The sequence below is a fragment of the Flavobacterium sp. genome, from assembly GCF_027531705.1.
Lineage (GTDB): Bacteria > Bacteroidota > Bacteroidia > Flavobacteriales > Flavobacteriaceae > Flavobacterium.
The window spans coordinates 152,309-171,461 of sequence record NZ_JAPZSP010000008.1 but is presented as its reverse complement, the minus strand read 5'-3'; the positions used below and the strand labels follow the sequence as shown (position 1 = coordinate 171,461).

Below are 19,153 nucleotides of genomic sequence, written 5' to 3'. Positions count from 1 at the left end.
TAAAAAAATGAGCGATATAACCAGAGGAGGACAATTCCTAGTTAAAGAAACAAAGTGTGAAGACGTTTTCACACCAGAAGATTTCTCGGAAGAGCAAATCATGATGCGTGATTCTGTTAAAGAATTCGTTGATAAAGAAATTTGGCCAAACAAAGACCGCTTTGAGCATAAAGATTATGCATTTACAGAAGAAACCATGCGTAAAGCAGGTGAAATGGGCTTTTTGAGCGTTGCCGTTCCAGAAAATTATGGCGGAATGGGAATGGGATTTGTAGATACTTGTTTAGTTTGTGATTATATTTCAGGAGCAACAGGTTCGTTTTCTACAGCTTTTGGTGCGCATACCGGAATTGGAACTATGCCAATTACATTATACGGAACCGAAGAACAAAAACAAAAATACGTACCAAAATTAGCTTCTGGTGAATGGTTCGGAGCTTATTGCTTAACAGAACCAGGTGCAGGATCGGATGCGAATTCAGGGAAAACGAAAGCAGTTTTATCAGAAGATGGAACGCATTATAAAATCACAGGACAAAAAATGTGGATTTCTAATGCAGGTTTCTGTTCGGTTTTCATTGTTTTCGCTCGAATAGAAGATGATAAAAACATTACTGGTTTCATCGTTGAAAATGATCCGAGCAATGGAATTTCAATGGGTGAAGAAGAACATAAATTAGGAATTCGTGCCTCTTCTACTCGTCAGGTTTTCTTTGCTGATACTAAAGTTCCAGTTGGAAATATGTTAGCTGCTCGTGGCGAAGGTTTCAAAATTGCAATGAACGCTTTAAATGTTGGACGTATCAAATTAGCAGCAGCTTGTTTAGATGCTCAACGTCGTGTGACTTCAAATGCAGTTAACTACGCAAACGAAAGAGTTCAGTTTAACACACCTATTTCATCATTTGGAGCTATTCGTTACAAATTAGCCGAAATGGCAACTTCAGCTTATGCTGGAGAAAGTGCTACTTATCGTGCAGCAAAAGATATTGAAAACAGAATCAAACTTCGTGAAGCTGAAGGTGCAAGTCATCAAGAAGCTGAATTAAAAGGAGTTGAAGAATTTGCTATCGAATGTTCAATCCTTAAAGTAGCCGTTTCTGAAGATGTTCAAAACTGTGCAGATGAAGGAATTCAAATTTATGGTGGAATGGGATTCTCAGAAGATACACCAATGGAAAGTGCTTGGAGAGACGCTCGTATTGCTCGTATTTATGAAGGAACGAACGAAATCAACAGAATGTTATCGGTTGGAATGTTAATCAAAAAAGCGATGAAAGGTCACGTTGATTTACTTGGACCAGCGATGAAAGTTCAAGAAGAATTAATGGGAATTCCATCATTTGACACACCAGATTATTCTGAATTATTTTCAGAAGAAAAAGAAATGGTTGGCAAGTTGAAAAAAGCATTCCTAATGGTAGCTGGAGCAGCTGTTCAAAAATACGGAATGGATTTAGATGCACACCAACAACTATTAATGGCGGCAGCTGATATGTTAATTGAAATTTACATGGCTGAAAGCACCATTTTAAGAACTGAAAAATTAGTAAAATCAAAAGGTCAAGAAGCTGTTAAAGAACAAGTTGCAATGGCTGAATTATACTTATACAAAGCCGTTGATATAGTAGCTTCTAGAGGAAAAGAGAGCATCATTTCTTTTGCAGAAGGCGACGAACAACGTATGATGTTAATGGGATTAAGACGTTTTACAAAATATACCAACATGCCTAATATTGTAGGATTGAGAGAAACAATCACTGCAAAATTAGTAGCCGAAAATAGTTATTGCTTTTAATTTTGGTTAATTTGATTTGTTAAAAAAGCCACTTGAGAAATTGAGTGGCTTTTTAATTAGCATTATTTTAGTAGATTTGAAAATTGTAAAATCAGCAGAAAAATAGTCATTTTTACATATATCCAATGGAAGAAAAACTAGAACTTTATTTTAAAAATGCGCAAGAATGGCGAGAATGGTTGCACAATAACCATCATTCTTCCAAAGGTATTTACTTGTTGTTTTATCGAGTAAAAAGTGAATTTGAAAGCATGCGTTGGGAAGAAGCCGTTCAAGTTGCCATTTGTTATGGTTGGATAGATTCAACAGTCAAAAAAATTGATGACGAACGACGTAAGCAAATGTTTACGCCCAGAAAAGACAAAAGTGTTTGGAGTAAACTAAATAAAACTTATATCGAAAAACTCCTAGCTGAAAACTTGCTACACGAAAGTGGTTTGAGAAAAATTGAAATAGCCAAAAAAAATGGTTCATGGGAATCACTAGATGCTGTTGAAAATTTGGAACTACCAAAAGACTTAGAATTTGCTTTTCAGAATAATAAAACTGCCTTCGATAATTATCAGAACTTTAGTCCATCTTACCGAAAAAGTTATTTGTATTGGCTTAACCAAGCCAAACGCGAAGAAACGCGCAACTCAAGAATTACAGAAATAATTCGACTTTGTGAGAAAAACATAAAATCGAGACCCTAAAATTCTTCCACTTTCCTAAATTTACATAGCTTTGCATTTCAAAAGTAAGAAATGATAAACCCATCAGCAAACGGTTGGATTGATAAGTATTTTGTTGAACAAAAAACAATGTTCGACGAGACCTCAGTTGATGATTTATTGCTTTACAAAAGTATTCGAGAAACAGGTTTTATCTACGGACACATCATTTCGATACATTCTAAGCAAACAATTGATATTTCGCAATGGAAATCGGATGAAATTTCTAAAGTTGCCTTATTGACATCACTTTATGATGTATATCAATTTTATAAAAAAGAAACCAATTCAAATGATTTTATCAAAAAAACAGTGGATTTTTACAAAGAAATGACACCTTCAAATTTTGATTTTATCCGAAAATTTATTTCGTCTTCGACAAGCTCCAAATTGGAAACTTTGATTAATGAACGCGTTCAAACTAACAAAGATATTATCAGCAAAAACTTTTCGCATATTGTTACTAATGCCTTGCTATTTGTCGATGTTTTGGCGTTTCAGCAATATCTACAAAAAGGTGAAATTCCAGAAAAATATTTAAAACGAATGGAAGAAACGATTATGAGTATTGTTTCACTTTCGTTAAAAATTAAAACAGTCAAATCGCAACATGATGATTTGCTAATCAAACTTTTTGAAGCATCTGTTCGATATACCAAATTTTCAAAAGTAAATATTCAGAATCTTGAAGAATTGCCTTTGGATTATTTTACCAATAATTTAGAAAAATATTATCTTCTCGACTTAGCAGGAATAACACTCTGGAACGATGGAAAAGTTGAAAATGAAGAAATTTATTTCCTTCATAAATTAGCAGATGTCATGTCAATTTCTGAAGAATTTGTAACAGAAAGTATTCATGCAACTAATGAATTTATAACTTTTCATAAAAAAGAAATTCAGTATTTTAATTATTCCAATCCGGTAAAGCATTTTTACGATCAAACTACTACTGGCGTTCAGGTTTTGATAAAAAGAAATCAAAAACGATTGACTAAAGAAATCTCAGAAAGTAAGGAATTAATGAAACTTCTAGCCAAATCAACTCAAAAAGATTTGAGTTCAGAAGAAAAAAAGAAAGTAAAAAAACAACTACTAGACATTTGCAAAAGCATTCCGTCTTTAACTATTTTTTTACTTCCTGGTGGCGGATTATTACTGCCTATTTTGATAAAATTTATTCCGCAATTATTGCCTTCAGCTTTTAATGAGAATTTGGAGGATTAAATATCAAAATATAACTGGTGTACTTCATCTAAATCTTTATTGCTGCTGAAATTCACATTTAAATCAGTTACATAACCATTATTTAAACCATAAACCCATCCGTGTAAACTAAGCTGTTGCCCTTTTTGCCAAGCCGATTGAACTATAGATGTTTTTGCCAAATCTAAAACTTGTTCACGAACATTTGTTTCAACGAATCTATTAAATCTTTCCTTTTCATCAACAACCGCATCTAACTCTGTTTTGTGCAAACGATAAACGTCTTTTATATGGCGAATCCAATTATCAATGATTCCAATAGAATTATTTTCCATAGCGGCTTTTACACCACCACAACCATAATGTCCGCAAACAATAACATGCTTTACTTTCAAAACATTTACTGCATAATCTAAAACGCTTAGCATATTCATATCACTATGAACCACCATATTAGCAATATTTCTGTGAACAAAAACATCACCAGGTTTTCCGCCTACAATTTCGTTAGCAGGAACACGACTATCGGAACAGCCAATCCATAATAATTGTGGATTTTGACCTTTTGCTAAATCCTTAAAAAAATCTTTATCAAGAGCCAATTGACTCTCAACCCATTTTTTATTATTCTCTAAAAGTTGCTTGTAGAATTGACTCATTTATTTTTTTTTCAAATGTAAATATAAAAAAACCATTAATCTTTAATTGATTAATGGTTTTGAATAAATAATTAATTAAACTTAACCTTTAATAAAAGATGCATCTTCATAAAAAGCAACTTCTCCTGTTTCAAGATTATGCATTGCTCCTACAATACCTATTTCTCCATTTTCAACCATTTGTTTTAAAATATCACTACGGTCTAAAATACTTTTAACGTTTCGTTTTACATTAATCTCGGCAACATTTTCTACAAATTCTGAGTTTTTTGAACTTCTATCAGTGGTTGTTGTCTTTTCTTGATAAATTGCTGGTTGAATTTTTGATAATAACTCAGTTAAATTACCCATTTCAACATGGTCGCAAGCACCTTTTACAGCTCCACATTTACTATGTCCAAGCACTACAATAAGTTTAGAACCAGCTACTTTACAAGCAAATTCCATACTTCCTAGAATATCAGTATTCACAATATTTCCAGCAATTCTTACCGAAAAAACATCACCTAAACCTTGGTCAAAAATTAATTCGGCTGATGTTCTACTATCAATACAACTTAAAATCGTAGCAAATGGCCATTGCCCATCACGAGTATCATTAACTTGTTCTAATAAATCTCTATGAGCTTTTAAATTGCTCATAAATCTTGTGTTTCCTTCTTTTAAAAACTCCAACGCTTTTTTTGGAGTCATATTTGCTTGGGTTTCTTTGTTATGTGCTTTCATTATATATTTTTTTATTTAATTTTTATTAAAAGGGTAAATTATTAAAAATCACAATTTGAAATTGATTGCGATTTGTTTTTTCTAAAGTTTGAGCCATAAATCCGGCTTCAACTTTAAAGTTTTTGTTTATTACATATCCTAAAGCACCGTATAATCGATTGCGATCAAAAATTGGACTTTCGGTATTAATAAACATTTCATTATAGGCTGATAAATAAATTGCATCTTTTTCCATTGTTTTTTTATTTAATGGCAAATTTAAAGCTAAGAAATAACGAAAACGCAATTGAAAATCATCCGGAAGAAATCGTTCTTCTAATCGATAACGATGTTGCAAATAAACTCTTCCAAAATTTTGGCGTGTAATAAACTGCTGATAAATACGATGCTCGTTAAAACTATCTTTCTCATCAGAATTTGCAACATAACGTTGTGTATTGATGAATCCGTAGCCTAACAAAAGGTTATTATTGTTTTCTGACAAATTATAACCAATTCCAGTTCTTAAAAGCAATTGATTGGTATCATCAATAAAGTTAAAACTTCGATATTGAACTTCGTTATGCCAATTCCATTTTTTGTTTATAGCTTGATTTCCAAAATAGATTAACCAATTTCCTACTTCAGACTTTTGAGCAAATGAAATACTTGTGAAACTAATGCACACAATTAAATAGAATCTAACTAGATTAGTCATTATTTTATTAACTATTTAACCGGTTTATCTTTTGCTTCAACAAAAACATGTTTATCTTCTTCTCCAGTTTCTTGGATATTGTAAACTTTTTTGAAACCTACTAATTTAACTTTAATGTTTTCGGTTTTAGAATGTGCTTTTTTGAATTCTTTAATTAATGTTAATACATCATAATCGATATAAACTGTTTTAGATGCATCAATTATTACATTAGAATTTTCTGGAATGTTTGTTAATGTTTGTTTAATTGCCGCTTTATTCAAAAACGAAACTTCTTCTGCTAAATCAATATGAATGACATCACCATCTTTATATTCACCATTTCTATAAACATACGCACGTTGCATATTGCCTTTTAAAACAAAATACACACTAATGATCATACCTAACGCAACTCCTTTTAGCAAATCAGTGAAAACTACTGCAATTATGGTAGCAAAAAACGGAAAATATAAATATTGGTTACGATTAATTTTAACTGCAAATTCTCTGTCATTTTTAGCTTTGAAATAGATGTAAATTATGAGTGCAATAACTGCAACACCTAATGCAACTTTTAAATATAAATTATCTGAATTTTTAACAGCTATCAAAAGTCCAACTATAATTGCTACCATAACATTCATTGCACTAGGCATGTATTTAGCAAAATGTTTGATATTTGGTACAGCTAATTTATAACCAATCATTAATAAAACCGCTGCAAGTGTTGCAAGTGGAATTTTATTCAATAAAAAAGGTATTGATAAAACACTAACTAACAATAATATTCCGTGAATAATTGTTGACATTTTAGATTTTGCACCAGCTGCATTATTTGCTGTAGTTCTTACTACAACAGAAGTCATTGGTAAACCACCTAAAAGACCACTTATTAGATTACCAATACCTTGAGCTTTTAACTCAACATTAGTATTAGTATATCTTTTTTGAGCGTCCATTCTGTCAGAAGCTTCAATACATAATAAAGTTTCAATAGATGCAACAATTGCAATTGTCATTGCAACAATCCATACTTTAGGATTTGCAAATTGAGAAAAATCAGGAAATACAATTATTGCTTTAAAATCATCAACAGATTGTGGAACAGGCAAACTAACTAAATGCTCTTTTAACACTTGTAAACTTGAACCCGATTGAATAAAAAATTCATTGATTAAAATACTCACAATAACCGCAACTAATGCAGGTGGCACAACTTTAATTTTTTTGAATAATTCAATTTTTGGCCATATTATTAAAATTAATAAAGATACTAATGTAATAATTACAGCACCAAAATTTACTTTATCAACCATGTTCAATATTTCAGAAAATGTATTTTGATTGTCAGCCTGATTAAAAGACATGTCGCCTTCATAATCGGCATCATATCCAAAAGCATGAGGAATTTGCTTTAATAATATAATAACACCAATACCCGCAAGCATTCCTTCAATAACATTATTTGGAAAATAATTAGATATTGAACCCGCTTTTAAGAATCCTAATACTAATTGAATTAAACCCGCTAATACAACAGCTAATAAAAAAATATTGAAAGCTCCTAAATCGGTAATAGAAGTTAGAACTATTGCAGTTAATCCTGCAGCTGGACCAGAAACACTCAAGTGAGATTGGCTTAAATACCCAACAACGATACCACCAATAATACCAGAAATAATTCCAGAAAACAAAGGAGCACCACTTGCCATCGCAATTCCTAAACAAAGCGGCAATGCCACCAAAAAAACCACTAAACCTGAAGCAAAATCAGATTTAAGGTTAGCAAAAAGGTTGATTTTTTTTGTCATACCAATAAATTAATTTAATACATAAAGTAGCTTTCAAACAATTTGAAAACGAAAAGTCGAGATGTATTAAACCAATTCTGGTGGTGGTGAGAATATTTCTTCAGAAACATTGTCGTGACTTGACAAGTTTTCAGAAACAATTTTAGAGTTCAACTTGATTTTAGCATCCAAAAAAGGATAATCAAATTGTTGTTTAAAGTCAGCTTTAATTTCTTTTAAGTCTTTGTGAATTTCTTCTTCTGCAAAACTATAAAATAATGAAATATCAGTATTCTTTTCAATCAACGTTACCACTGTAGGTGTTGAAAGAAAAGTAATAAAAAGAACCAGTAAAATTCTTGCTACTAATTTCATATTGCAAAAATAGCTTTTCAAAAAGATAAATGTAAGGTATTGTAAAAAATTTAACAAATAAATAAAAAAGGCTTATTATTGATTATTTCATTTTAATAAATAAAAAAATGATAGTATAAATTAATCTTATAGTTTTTATATTTGCATCAAATTTTATTATGCAATGACAATTACACAGCTTAAATACGTTTTGGCAGTAGCCGAATACAAAAATTTTACACTAGCAGCCGAAAAATGCTTTGTTACACAACCTACATTGAGCATGCAAATTCAAAAAGTAGAAGAAGAATTAGATGTTCAGCTTTTTGATAGATCAAAAAAACCAATTCAATTAACCGAAATTGGTCAGAAGATTGTAAATCAATCCAAAAATATCGTTAATGAAGCCGATAGAATTCAAGATATTGTAGATCAACAAAAAGGATTCATTGGTGGTGAATTTAGATTAGGTATCATTCCGACAATTACACCTACTCTATTGCCCATGTTTTTGAATAATTTCATTAAGAAATATCCAAAAGTGAAATTAAAAATTGAAGAACTTCATACCGATGATATTATTTTCAAATTAAATAACGGTCATCTTGATGCTGCAATTGCTGCTACACCTTTGCATGAAGAAAAAATTAAGGAAATCGTTTTGTACTACGAGCCATTTGTAGCCTATATTCCTGAGAACCATGCAACTTTTAGTAAAAAAGAAATAGAAATTAGCGACTTGAATTTGGATGAAATTTTGCTTTTGCAAGACGGACATTGTTTTAGAGATAATGTTTTAAATCTTTGCAAAAACAGCAACAATCTAGATCACAATCATTTTCAACTAGAAAGCGGAAGTTTTGAAACACTTATAAAGTTAGCCGATGAAGGTTTAGGGACAACATTACTACCCTACTTGCATACTTTAGAACTGAAAGAAAAAGATATGAACAAACTTCGCCATTTTAAAGAACCAAAACCTGCAAGAGAAGTGAGTTTGATTTATCCAAAAAACGAATTAAAAATTCACATTATTGATGCCTTACGAACTACTATTGCTGGTGTTATAAAAGGTGCAATCGTTTTTAATAATGTTCAGATAATAAGTCCAAAATCAGGCAAATAAAAAAATGGAGTCTAATTAAGACTCCATTTTTTTAATAAATATTTTTATTTGATATATTCTATCTTGAGTGTTTCTTCAACATTTACGCTATCAAAAAAACCTTGTTCTTTCATCCATTCATCGCTAAATACTTTGCTCATATAACGAGAACCATGATCTGGGAAAATGGCAACAACATTACTGTTTTCGTCAAATTCTCCATCTTCAGCGTATTGTTTTATGGCTTGCATAGCTGCTCCAGAAGTATACCCAACAAATAAGCCTTCTGTTTTAGCTAATTCTCTTGCGGTATGAGCACTTTCTTCGTCTGTAACTTTTATGAATTTATCTATAACATCAAAATCGGTTGCTGTTGGAATAAGATTTTTCCCTAAACCTTCAATTCTGTATGGATAAATCTCGTCGTTGTCAAACTCTTTTGTTTCGTGGTATTTTTTCAACACAGAACCAAAAGCATCAACTCCAAGAATCTTAATATTTGGATTTTTTTCTTTTAAAAACTTAGCAGCACCAGAAATAGTTCCACCTGTTCCGCTACAAGCTACTAGGTGTGTGATTTTACCATTCGTTTGTTCCCAAATTTCTGGACCTGTAGTTTTGTAATGAGCATCAACATTTAATTGGTTAAAATATTGGTTGATGTAAACAGAACCTTTAGTTTCTTCGTGAAGCCTTTTTGCCACATTATAATACGAACGCTCATCATCAGCAGAAACGTTTGCTGGGCAAACATAAACCTTTGCCCCCATGCTACGTAACATATCAATTTTATCAGCAGAAGATTTAGAACTTACAGCTAAGATGCAATTATATCCTTTAATAATGCTAACCATTGCAATACTAAATCCAGTATTGCCAGATGTTGTCTCAATAATAGTATCACCAGGTGTTAATATCCCTGCTTTTTCTGCTTCTTCAATAATATATAAAGCAATTCTATCTTTTGTAGAATGTCCAGGATTGAATGCCTCGACTTTTGCGTAAAAATTACCTTTTAGATTAGTAGTAATTTTATTGATTTTAATAAGAGGAGTATTCCCTATTAAATCTAAGACACTATTATAAGCTTTTATCTGATCTTTCATAAAATAATTTAGTCAAGGCAAACTTTATATTGTTTTAATAACCTCAAAACTCTGCAAATTTAATAATTTTTTTTTAACTATCTTTTTATTCCTTCTAAATCTAATAAAAAAGTGAATTCTTTTGCTAATTCTTTTAGTGCTTCAAACCTTCCAGATGCGCCACCATGTCCTGCATCCATGTTTGTATCTAAAAATAATTTTTTATCATTAGTTTTCAACAACCTCAATTTTGCGACCCATTTAGCTGGTTCCCAATACTGTACTTGTGAATCATGTAAACCTGTTGAAACATATAAATTGGGATAATCTTGCGCTTTTACATTGTCATAAGGCGAATAAGACAGCATGTAATCATAGTATTTTTTCTCATTAGGATTTCCCCATTCGTCATATTCTCCAGTTGTAAGCGGAATTGTATCGTCTAACATTGTTGTTACAACATCTACAAAAGGAACTTGCGCTATAATTCCGTTATAGCTTTCTGGCGACATGTTAGCAATTGCTCCCATTAGCAATCCGCCAGCTGAACCACCTTCGGCATACATGTGTTGGCTTGAAGTGTATTTTTCATCAATTAAAAACTTAGTGCAATCTATAAAATCGGTAAAAGTATTTTTCTTTTTTAATAATTTTCCATCATCATACCATTGTCTTCCGAGGTCTTCTCCACCGCGAACATGTGCAATTCCGAGAATAAAACCTCTATCTAGTAAACTCAAATTAGAAGTCGAAAAATAAGGTTCAGATGAATATCCGTAAGAGCCATAAGCATTTAATAAAAGTGGATTATTTCCGTCTTTTTTTATCCCTTTTCTGTAAACAATTGAAATTGGCACTTTTGTTCCATCGGTTGCTGTTGCCCAAATGCGTTTTTCTTCGTAATTATTTTTATCAAACTTACCGCCTTGTACTTCTTGTTCTTTCAGTATTGTTTTGGTTTTAGTTCGCATATTAAAATCAATCACCGAAGCTGGTGTAGCCATTGATTGATAGCCATAACGCAAAATTTCGGTATTAAAATCAACATTTGAAGTTGTGTAAGCTGTATAGGTTTCAATTTCAAATGGTAAAAAATAGGCTTCTCCTTTCCAAGGCATAATTTTGATTTTACTCAAACCATTTGAACGTTCTGAAACCACCAAATAATCTTTGAAAATATCAATTTTTTCTAGTAAAACATCTTTATCATGCGGAATTAAATCAACCCAATTCTCCTTTGAAGTATTGTTTTCATTGGTTTTCATCAATTTAAAGTTGGTAGCTTTATCTTTATTTGTTAAGATATAAAAACTATCACCATAATGCGAAATAGAATATTCTAAGCCACGAGTTCTTTTCTGAAAAACTTTAAATTTTCCATCAGGATTATTGGCTAAAAGTGTTTGGTATTCGCTTGTTAGTGTGCTACCAGATTCAATAATCAAATATTTTTGAGATTTAGATTTGTATATATTACAATGAAAAGTTTCATCTTTTTCAAAAAACACCAATTGATCATCAGCCGAATCTGAAACTAATTTGTGCTTGAAAATTTTATCGGTACGAAGCGTAACTTCATCATTTCTAGAATAAAAAACAGTTTTATTATCTGCTGCCCAAGTCGCACCACCAGATGTATTGATGATTTTGGTGGGTAGAATTTCATTGGTTTCTAAATTCTTGAATTGTAGAGTATATTGCCTTCTTGAAACCAAATCAACACTAAAAGCAGCCCATTTGTTGTCTTCGCTTATACTTAATCCACCCAATTGAAAATAGGATTGTCCTTTTGCTAATTCGTTACAATCAAAAAGAATTTCTTCTTTAGCTTCGAGCGAACCTTTTTTTCTTGAGTAAATTGGGTAATCTTTGCCTTTCTCGTGACGCGTTATGTAATAATAACCGTTATACAAATAAGGAACCGATTGATCATCTTCCTTAATACGAGACTTCATTTCTTCAAATAAATCTTTCTGAAAATCAACCGTGTTTGCCGTTTCTTTTTTGTAATAATCGTTCTCTTTATTAAGATAATCGATTACTTCAGGGTTTTCTCTATCGTTTAGCCAATAGTATTCGTCATTTCTTACATGGCCGTGTTTTTCTAATTTATGAGGTATTCTTTTAGCTATTGGCGGTGTATTTTTTTCTTGCATTTTAGAATTTATATTTTGAGAATTTCCAACGACAAAAGTAAAGCATGAAAACAAAAGAAGTAATCTATTTTTCATATTTTTTGTTTAATTTAGTAGTGCAATGTACTATTTTTGCAAAAAGAATTTATTAAATAAAACTTAAAACTATGTTTGGAGATTTAATGGGAATGATGGGCAAATTAAAAGAAACCCAACAAAAAGTAGAAGAAACTAAAAAAAGACTTGATACAGTGTTAGTTGATGAGCAAAGTAACGACGGATTGCTAAAAGTTACACTAACAGCCAATAGAAAAATAAAATCAATTACCGTTGATGAATCTTTGCTTGAAGACAAAGAACAACTAGAAGATTACCTAATTTTAGTTTTAAACAAAGCTATAGAAAAAGCTACTAATATAAATGAAACCGAACTATCCGCTGTTGCCAAAGAAGGAATGCCATCCATTCCTGGTATGGATATGTTTAAGTAAATTTTCGGAAATTAATCAAACTTCATTTTCTGCAACGTTTCCAATACATAAGTATGCATTACTTCTTTGTAGTCTAAATGCGTTACAATTCTCATTTTACCTTGTCCCATCGAACTAATGTGAATGCTTTTTTGCTTTAATTTTTCAACGACAATCTTTTCATTTAATGGAGCTTTTACCGAAAAAATCAAAATATTAGTTTCAACTGGCTCTACTTTTTCAATCCAAGGCAATTGCTTCAATAGTTGACCAATTTCTTTTGCTCTACGATGATCTTCTTCTAGTCGGTTAATGTTATTTTGCATTGCATAAATCGCTGCAGCTGCCAAATAACCTGATTGTCGCATTCCGCCACCAAATATTTTTCTGATTCGTAAAGCTCGTTTAATCGTTTCTTTATCTGAAACCAACATAGAACCTACAGGCGCTCCCAATCCTTTAGAAAAACAAACCGAAATTGTATCAAACAATTCCCCAAACTGTTTTGGATGTTGTTTTTTTGCAATCAAAGCATTCCATAAACGTGCGCCGTCAAGATGATATTTCAAATTGTTTTCGATACAAACTTTTTTGATTTTTTTTAATTCTTCAATATCGTAACAAGCACCGCCACCTTTATTGGTCGTGTTTTCTATACTAACCAATTTTGACATTGGCGCATGGTAAAATTCAGGATCATTAATTCCGCTTTTAACTTGCTCAGCCATAATCATTCCTCTATTTCCATCCAATAACTGAAAAGAAACACCACTGTTTGCTCCTGCTCCGCCGCCTTCATATAAGTAAACATGCGACCATTTATCGCAAATAATTTCATCACCAGGATTGGTGTGCAACTTAATAGCCGTTTGATTAGCCATAGTACCACTCGGAAAAAACAAAGCGGCTTCCATTCCAAACAAATCTGCTACTGTTGCTTCCAATTCATTTACCGTTGGGTCTTGCTTATATACATCATCACCTACTTTTGCCTTAAACATATATTGCAACATTTCATTGCTAGGTTTGGTTACGGTATCGCTAACTAAATTTATTTCCATATAATAATCAGAAAGTTTACATTTGCTTTTTTAATTTTTGGAGCTATTCCCGCTATCCGTTGCAATCTTTTCTTTTTTAAAGAAAAAAAGAAAAGGATTTACACTTCAAACACGAAGTGTTCACCGAACTCAAATAAAAAATAAGAGTTTTGTGAGGTAATCGGGGCTAGTTTCGTCACTACAAAACTACAACATTTATGACAAATACCGAACAAATAAAAGGTATTGTAGAGCGCCTTGGTGCGTTGAGGAGGTATCTTTGACATTGATGCCAAGCTTATCGAAATAACAAACGAAGAAGAAAAGACCTTCGCACCCAATTTTTGGAACAATGCCAAAGAAGCAGAATTGCTTGTTAAAAACCTTCGCTCCAAGAAAAAATGGGTCGAAGATTACAATCATGCTATAGAAATGGCAGACGAATTGCAATTGGCCTACGAGTTTTTCAAAGAAGGTGAACTTACCGAACAAGAATTAGACGAACAATACGATCTAACCAATAATCATATTGAAAATATAGAATTCAAAAACATGCTTTCAGAAGAAGGTGATAGTTTGAGTGCTGTATTACAAATAACGGCTGGTGCTGGCGGAACCGAAAGTTGCGACTGGGCGTCCATGCTTATGCGTATGTATATGATGTGGGCAGAAAAACAAGGTTACAAAATAAAAGAGCTAAACTACCAAGAAGGCGATGTAGCTGGAATTAAAACTGTAACGTTAGAAATAGAAGGTGATTTTGCTTTTGGTTACCTAAAAGGTGAAAATGGCGTTCATCGTTTGGTTCGTATTTCACCATTTGATAGTAATGCAAAACGACACACTTCTTTTGCGTCTGTTTACGTCTATCCTTTGGTTGACGATACTATCGAAATTGAAATAAATCCAGCAGATATTGAGATAATTACTTCTCGTTCAAGTGGTGCTGGTGGACAAAATGTAAATAAAGTTGAAACCAAAGTTCAATTATTTCATAAACCAACAGGCATTCAAATTCAGTGTTCAGAAACGCGTTCGCAACAAGATAACCGCCAACGAGCTATGCAAATGTTGAAATCGCAGTTGTACGAAATAGAACTCAAAAAACAACAAGAACAAAGAAGCGACATCGAAGCTGGAAAAATGAAAATTGAATGGGGTTCGCAAATAAGAAATTACGTAATGCAACCATACAAATTAGTTAAAGATGTCCGTACAGGCAAAGAAACCAGTAATGTTGATGGCGTTATGAATGGAGAAATCGATGAATTCTTGAAAGCATTCTTGATGATGATGGGACAAAAAGATAGTGAATAAAGTTCGTTTTTTTTGCCTCAGTTTGTTATTTCGAAGTAATCAATTTTCAATATTTTTAATTAAATCTTAAAATTTATCTATAATTTTTAAGGAATTTTTCATTTATTTGAATAAAATTTTACAAAATCATACATGAAAACATATTCGATACAAGAAATAAATGAAGTTTTAAAAGGCGAAATCGTTGGCTCAACTTCTGCAAAAATAACAGCTCCAGAACAACTGGAAATGGCTAATTCGACCGAAATTTCTTTTATCGGAAATAAAAAATACGAAAAATATTGGGCAACTTCAAACGCTTGTGCAGCAGTTGTAAACGAAGATATCTCTATTGAACCAGGTGAAAATAAAGCTTTTATTAAGGTAAAAAATGCCGATTTAGCCATGTCACAGGTTTTAGAACTCTATGCCCCTGCTCCACCAGTTTTTGCTACACAAATTCATCCAACTGCTACAATAGATTCTTCTGCTACAATTGGAAATGGAACTAAAGTTGGAGCTGGTTGCTATATCGGTCCAAATGTTTCTATTGGCGAAAACTCTATTATTTATCCAAATGTTACCATTCTTGATGAATGTACAATTGGTAGCAATACGACTATATGGTCAGGAACCGTTGTTAGAGAACGATGTCATATTGGAAATCATTGCATTTTACATCCAAATTGTACCATTGGTGCTGATGGTTTTGGATTTCGTCCAGATCCGCAACGAGGTTTGGTAAAAATTCCTCAAATTGGAAATGTTATTATTGGAAATGGTGTTGAAATTGGAGCTAATTCTTGTGTTGACAGAGGAAAATTCAGTTCAACTGTTTTGGGTGATGGTTGCAAAATAGATAATTTAGTTCAAATTGGTCATAATTCTAAACTTGGAAAATTCTGTATCATGGCAGGAAATTCTGGTTTAGCTGGTTCTGTTACGCTAGGAAATGGTGTAATCATTGGCGGAAGCGCTTCCATAAAAGACCACACAACTATTGGTGATGGTGCCATAGTCGGCGCAGGTTCAGGAGTTACTGGTGACATCGAAGCCGGGAAAACAATGCTAGGTTATCCAGCAGTTGAAGCTAGAGAAGCTCTTAAACAATGGGCAATTTTAAAAAGATTGGTTAAGGAAAGTTCGAGATAGTTTTTTAACCACAAAGAACACTAAGAAAGCACAAAGGTCACAAAGAATATTCTCTGTGACCTTTTTTTATTGTGAAAATTAAAATCATCTATTCTTTAATAAATTTACTACTGCTCGTTCCTTTGTCCGAAACAACTTTGATAAAATAGTTGCCAGATTTTAATTCAGAAACGTCAATTGTTTTGGTTTCTTTAGCATTTGGTTTAACTTGAACTAATTGTCCTAAAGTATTGAAAATACTAATTGAAGAAACTTCAATGTTTTGGGCATTAATATTTAAAGTTTCTTTTGCGGGATTTGGGTTAATTAAAATATAATTTTCAAATTTAAAATCTTGATTTGCCAACACATTTAATACAGTAGTTGTAGCTGTATTGGTAATAATTGGGAAATTGTAATCAAAATAAATACTTGCTGTGTTGCTAAAAGTATTGCCTAAAACTAAATTAGGTTTGGTTTTAATCTTGAAAGCTACATAACCATCATTATTGGCATCATCAAATGGTAATTGAATGTTTTCAAAAATAAACTCAACTTTATTAGTATTAGTAATTCTAGTCACAAATGGATGACTTCCGCTAATTGGAATTAATGAATTAACATCAAACTTGGTTGTGTCAATCATATCTTTCACTACAATATTTTCAGCATTTGCATTTCCAATGTTTTCAAAACGAATCATATAATGTACCTCTTTTCCAACTTGACTTGGAGTTATTGTTGCACCTTCAAGACAGGTTTTATCGTTTGGATCGAAAGAGTTTACAACTGTTTGGTTTAAAGTTGAAATATTGTCTAGTGGTGTTTCGTCTACACCAGCTGTTATATTTGCTATATAGTTTAATAAATCTCCACCATTTATAGATGGTGTTTCTGTTGGGGAATTAACGTTTAGGACAACCAAAATTTCTCTTGTTTCAAATGGTAATAAATTTGAAAAATCCCAAGATAAATTATTTACTGTTTGAGTTGATAATGCTGGGTTTGCTGAAACCAAATCTAAAACAGCATCATTGTATACTAAATTTATAGAACCTGATTGCGCATTTGTCCCTTTATTTTTATATGAGATTTTGTAGGAGGAATCAAATCCTGGTCGCGCAATATTTATAGGTAATACAAAAACTTCTAAATCATTATGAATTCCATTTGCTGTTATGCAAAAATCTCTTACTGCTGGACTAATTGTTTCGGGGAAAGTTACTGTTGTAGAAGTTGGAAAAACACTGTAATAACCAGAATTTCCTATGACGGGTGTAATAACATATGTCCCAGATTGAACAGGAATAAAGTAATTTCCAGAAAAATTTGAAAAAATACTTCCTGTAATTGAACCATTACTTATATCATACTTCATATTTGGATAAGAACTATCAAACTGATTACAACCATCATTGTTAATATCAAACTTATCAACACCTTGAATTGTGTAAAAAACACCTCCAGGAACGAAAGAGCAGTAACTGTTTACTTGACAATTTGTATAACCATAACTCAATAGTTTTCCTTGTATGAAATCCAATTCAATTTCATCAACACATAAGTATTCAATATTTGGATTACCCGAAAAATATAAATTTGCATTAACTTTTCCGTTTTTTAAAAATAAAGATTGCAGTTGATTATTATTACAAACAAGATAATCGAAATCTTTAAAATTTTTTAAATCCAAAGAAATTAACTGATTGTCTTGACAATAAAGGTCTGTGAGATTTGAAATCTCGCCAAAATTAATATTGATTAACAAATTATTATTGCACTCTAAATTTACTAAATCTTCTAAATCTTCTAATTCAAGAATGGTAAGTTGATTATTACTACATTCAAGAGTGATGAGATTTACTAAACCACCTAACTCAATTGTTGCTAATTGATTAGTATTACATTCAACATTTAGAAGATTACTGAGATTACTAATGTCAAGTGAAGTAAGCTGATTATTATTTAGATATAAACCAGATAAACTTGATAAATTAATCAAACTTAAATTACTTAATAAATTATTATCAAAATGAATTTCTTCCAAATTTAATAATCCATTAATATTTAAACTCAAAAATTGATTATTATCACAATTTATCTTTTTCAAATTATTCAACCCCACAAGATTTAGAGAAGAAAGAAGATTGTTTTGAGAATTGATAGTTTCAAGATTAACTAATCCACCCAAAGTCAGTGAAGATATTTGATTATAAGTACAATGTAATTCTTTTAGATTTACTAATTCTGTTAAATTAATAGAACTTAACTGATTTGAAGAACATCTTAAAAATTCAAGATTAGATAATCCATTCAAACTTATTGAAGAAAGTAAATTGGAAGAAACATCAACATCAATAAGGTTTACTAACCCATCTAAGTTTAAAGAAGTTAACTGATTAAAGTAACAGAATAAATATTGAAGATTTGACTGGCTAGAAAGATTCAAAGAACCTAATTGACTATCACTACAATTCAAATATGTTAAATTTACTAACCCATCCAAATTTAATGAAGTTAAAATTGGAGAATAAGAACAATCTAAATTTTGTAAAGCAGTAAGCCCCATTAAATTGATTGACTCCAATTGAATGTTATTTGGACAATATAATACCCGAAGATTTGACATTCCGCTAACATCTATAGAGGCTAACTGAGTACCTCCACAATATAACTCCTGAAGATTTACAAAAGATTTTATTCCTTCCAAATTATAAATTTCTTCAAAATTTAAAAGTAAATATAATACTTCATTTGCTTCTGAAACTTGTATTTGACCATCTTCATTTAAATCTATTCCATCTTGAATCAGCTTTGCCTTAAAATTAATATCTGGAATATCCACAATTTGCCCATTAACAATCCCAAAAAATAAAAAACCAACAATCAAAAAATAATATTTTTTCATACTCTTAAATTATTTGATTACAAATATATAGCCATTTTTCTTACTAATCTAAAAAGAA

At 31.5% G+C, this 19,153-nt stretch carries 16 protein-coding genes; 7 read left to right on the top strand and 9 right to left on the bottom strand.

The window, feature by feature from the left end; all coding sequences use genetic code 11:
- The first annotated feature begins 7 nt into the window (after nt 1–7).
- The 3 genes from O9267_RS03920 to O9267_RS03910 all read left to right on the top strand — a co-directional run bounded on the left by O9267_RS03920 (nt 8) and on the right by O9267_RS03910 (nt 3,738).
- Entirely contained in the window at nt 8–1,798 is a 1,791-nt protein-coding gene (locus tag O9267_RS03920) for an acyl-CoA dehydrogenase family protein (protein ID WP_298176210.1), read from the top strand.
- A 125-nt stretch (nt 1,799–1,923) separates the two neighbouring features.
- Nucleotides 1,924–2,493, top strand: a complete 570-nt coding sequence (locus tag O9267_RS03915) for a YdeI/OmpD-associated family protein (protein WP_298176207.1) — start codon at nt 1,924–1,926, stop codon at nt 2,491–2,493.
- Between the two features lie 51 nt (nt 2,494–2,544).
- Nucleotides 2,545–3,738, top strand: a complete 1,194-nt coding sequence (locus tag O9267_RS03910; RefSeq protein ID WP_298176205.1) for an LETM1-related biofilm-associated protein — start codon at nt 2,545–2,547, stop codon at nt 3,736–3,738.
- Here O9267_RS03910 and can read toward each other — a convergent pair.
- The 5 genes from can to O9267_RS03885 all read right to left on the bottom strand — a co-directional run bounded on the left by can (nt 3,735) and on the right by O9267_RS03885 (nt 7,946).
- Entirely contained in the window at nt 3,735–4,376 is a 642-nt protein-coding gene (gene can / locus O9267_RS03905; protein WP_298176203.1) for a carbonate dehydratase, read from the bottom strand. The two genes, O9267_RS03910 and can, sit on opposite strands and share 4 nt — an antisense overlap.
- Before the next feature lie 81 nt (nt 4,377–4,457).
- On the bottom strand, nt 4,458–5,102 hold the full coding sequence (locus O9267_RS03900) for a carbonic anhydrase family protein (RefSeq protein ID WP_298176201.1): 645 nt from the start codon (nt 5,100–5,102) through the stop codon (nt 4,458–4,460).
- A gap of 25 nt (nt 5,103–5,127) precedes the next feature.
- Nucleotides 5,128–5,799 (bottom strand): DUF2490 domain-containing protein, encoded by a 672-nt coding sequence (locus O9267_RS03895; RefSeq protein WP_298176200.1) that lies wholly within the window; start codon nt 5,797–5,799, stop codon nt 5,128–5,130.
- Between the two features lie 11 nt (nt 5,800–5,810).
- Nucleotides 5,811–7,592, bottom strand: a complete 1,782-nt coding sequence (locus O9267_RS03890; protein ID WP_298176198.1) for a SulP family inorganic anion transporter — start codon at nt 7,590–7,592, stop codon at nt 5,811–5,813.
- Between the two features lie 66 nt (nt 7,593–7,658).
- A complete protein-coding gene (locus O9267_RS03885; protein ID WP_298176196.1) occupies nt 7,659–7,946 on the bottom strand; it encodes a hypothetical protein in 288 nt (95 codons plus the stop codon).
- Between the two features lie 163 nt (nt 7,947–8,109).
- On the opposite strand from O9267_RS03885, the gene O9267_RS03880 reads away from it, so the two are divergent.
- Nucleotides 8,110–9,051 carry a hydrogen peroxide-inducible genes activator gene (locus tag O9267_RS03880; RefSeq protein WP_298176194.1) on the top strand — a complete coding sequence of 314 codons (942 nt, stop codon included), beginning with the start codon at nt 8,110–8,112 and terminating at the stop codon, nt 9,049–9,051.
- Between the two features lie 44 nt (nt 9,052–9,095).
- On the opposite strand, the gene O9267_RS03875 is transcribed toward O9267_RS03880, so the two are convergent.
- Nucleotides 9,096–10,136 (bottom strand): cysteine synthase family protein, encoded by a 1,041-nt coding sequence (locus O9267_RS03875; protein WP_298176192.1) that lies wholly within the window; start codon nt 10,134–10,136, stop codon nt 9,096–9,098.
- Between the two features lie 77 nt (nt 10,137–10,213).
- A complete protein-coding gene (locus O9267_RS03870) occupies nt 10,214–12,271 on the bottom strand; it encodes a S9 family peptidase (RefSeq protein ID WP_298176269.1) in 2,058 nt (685 codons plus the stop codon).
- A gap of 146 nt (nt 12,272–12,417) precedes the next feature.
- Between O9267_RS03870 and O9267_RS03865 the strand changes: the two genes are divergently transcribed.
- Nucleotides 12,418–12,741 carry a YbaB/EbfC family nucleoid-associated protein gene (locus O9267_RS03865; protein ID WP_298176191.1) on the top strand — a complete coding sequence of 108 codons (324 nt, stop codon included), beginning with the start codon at nt 12,418–12,420 and terminating at the stop codon, nt 12,739–12,741.
- Between the two features lie 11 nt (nt 12,742–12,752).
- Here O9267_RS03865 and O9267_RS03860 read toward each other — a convergent pair whose 3' ends face one another.
- Nucleotides 12,753–13,781, bottom strand: a complete 1,029-nt coding sequence (locus tag O9267_RS03860; protein ID WP_298176190.1) for a GntG family PLP-dependent aldolase — start codon at nt 13,779–13,781, stop codon at nt 12,753–12,755.
- Between the two features lie 197 nt (nt 13,782–13,978).
- On the opposite strand from O9267_RS03860, the gene prfB reads away from it, so the two are divergent.
- Nucleotides 13,979–15,077 (top strand): peptide chain release factor 2 gene (gene prfB, locus O9267_RS03855; protein ID WP_298176189.1). Its coding sequence is split into 2 segments (ribosomal slippage): nt 13,979–14,041 and nt 14,043–15,077, totalling 1,098 coding nucleotides; the frame shifts between segments, so codons are not numbered across the junction.
- Between the two features lie 132 nt (nt 15,078–15,209).
- Nucleotides 15,210–16,208 carry a UDP-3-O-(3-hydroxymyristoyl)glucosamine N-acyltransferase gene (lpxD, locus tag O9267_RS03850; protein WP_298176188.1) on the top strand — a complete coding sequence of 333 codons (999 nt, stop codon included), beginning with the start codon at nt 15,210–15,212 and terminating at the stop codon, nt 16,206–16,208.
- An 88-nt stretch (nt 16,209–16,296) separates the two neighbouring features.
- On the opposite strand, the gene O9267_RS03845 is transcribed toward lpxD, so the two are convergent.
- Nucleotides 16,297–19,095: a T9SS type A sorting domain-containing protein gene (locus tag O9267_RS03845; protein WP_298176186.1), complete on the bottom strand. Its 2,799-nt coding sequence runs from the start codon at nt 19,093–19,095 to the stop codon at nt 16,297–16,299.
- Nucleotides 19,096–19,153: the final 58 nt, after the last annotated feature.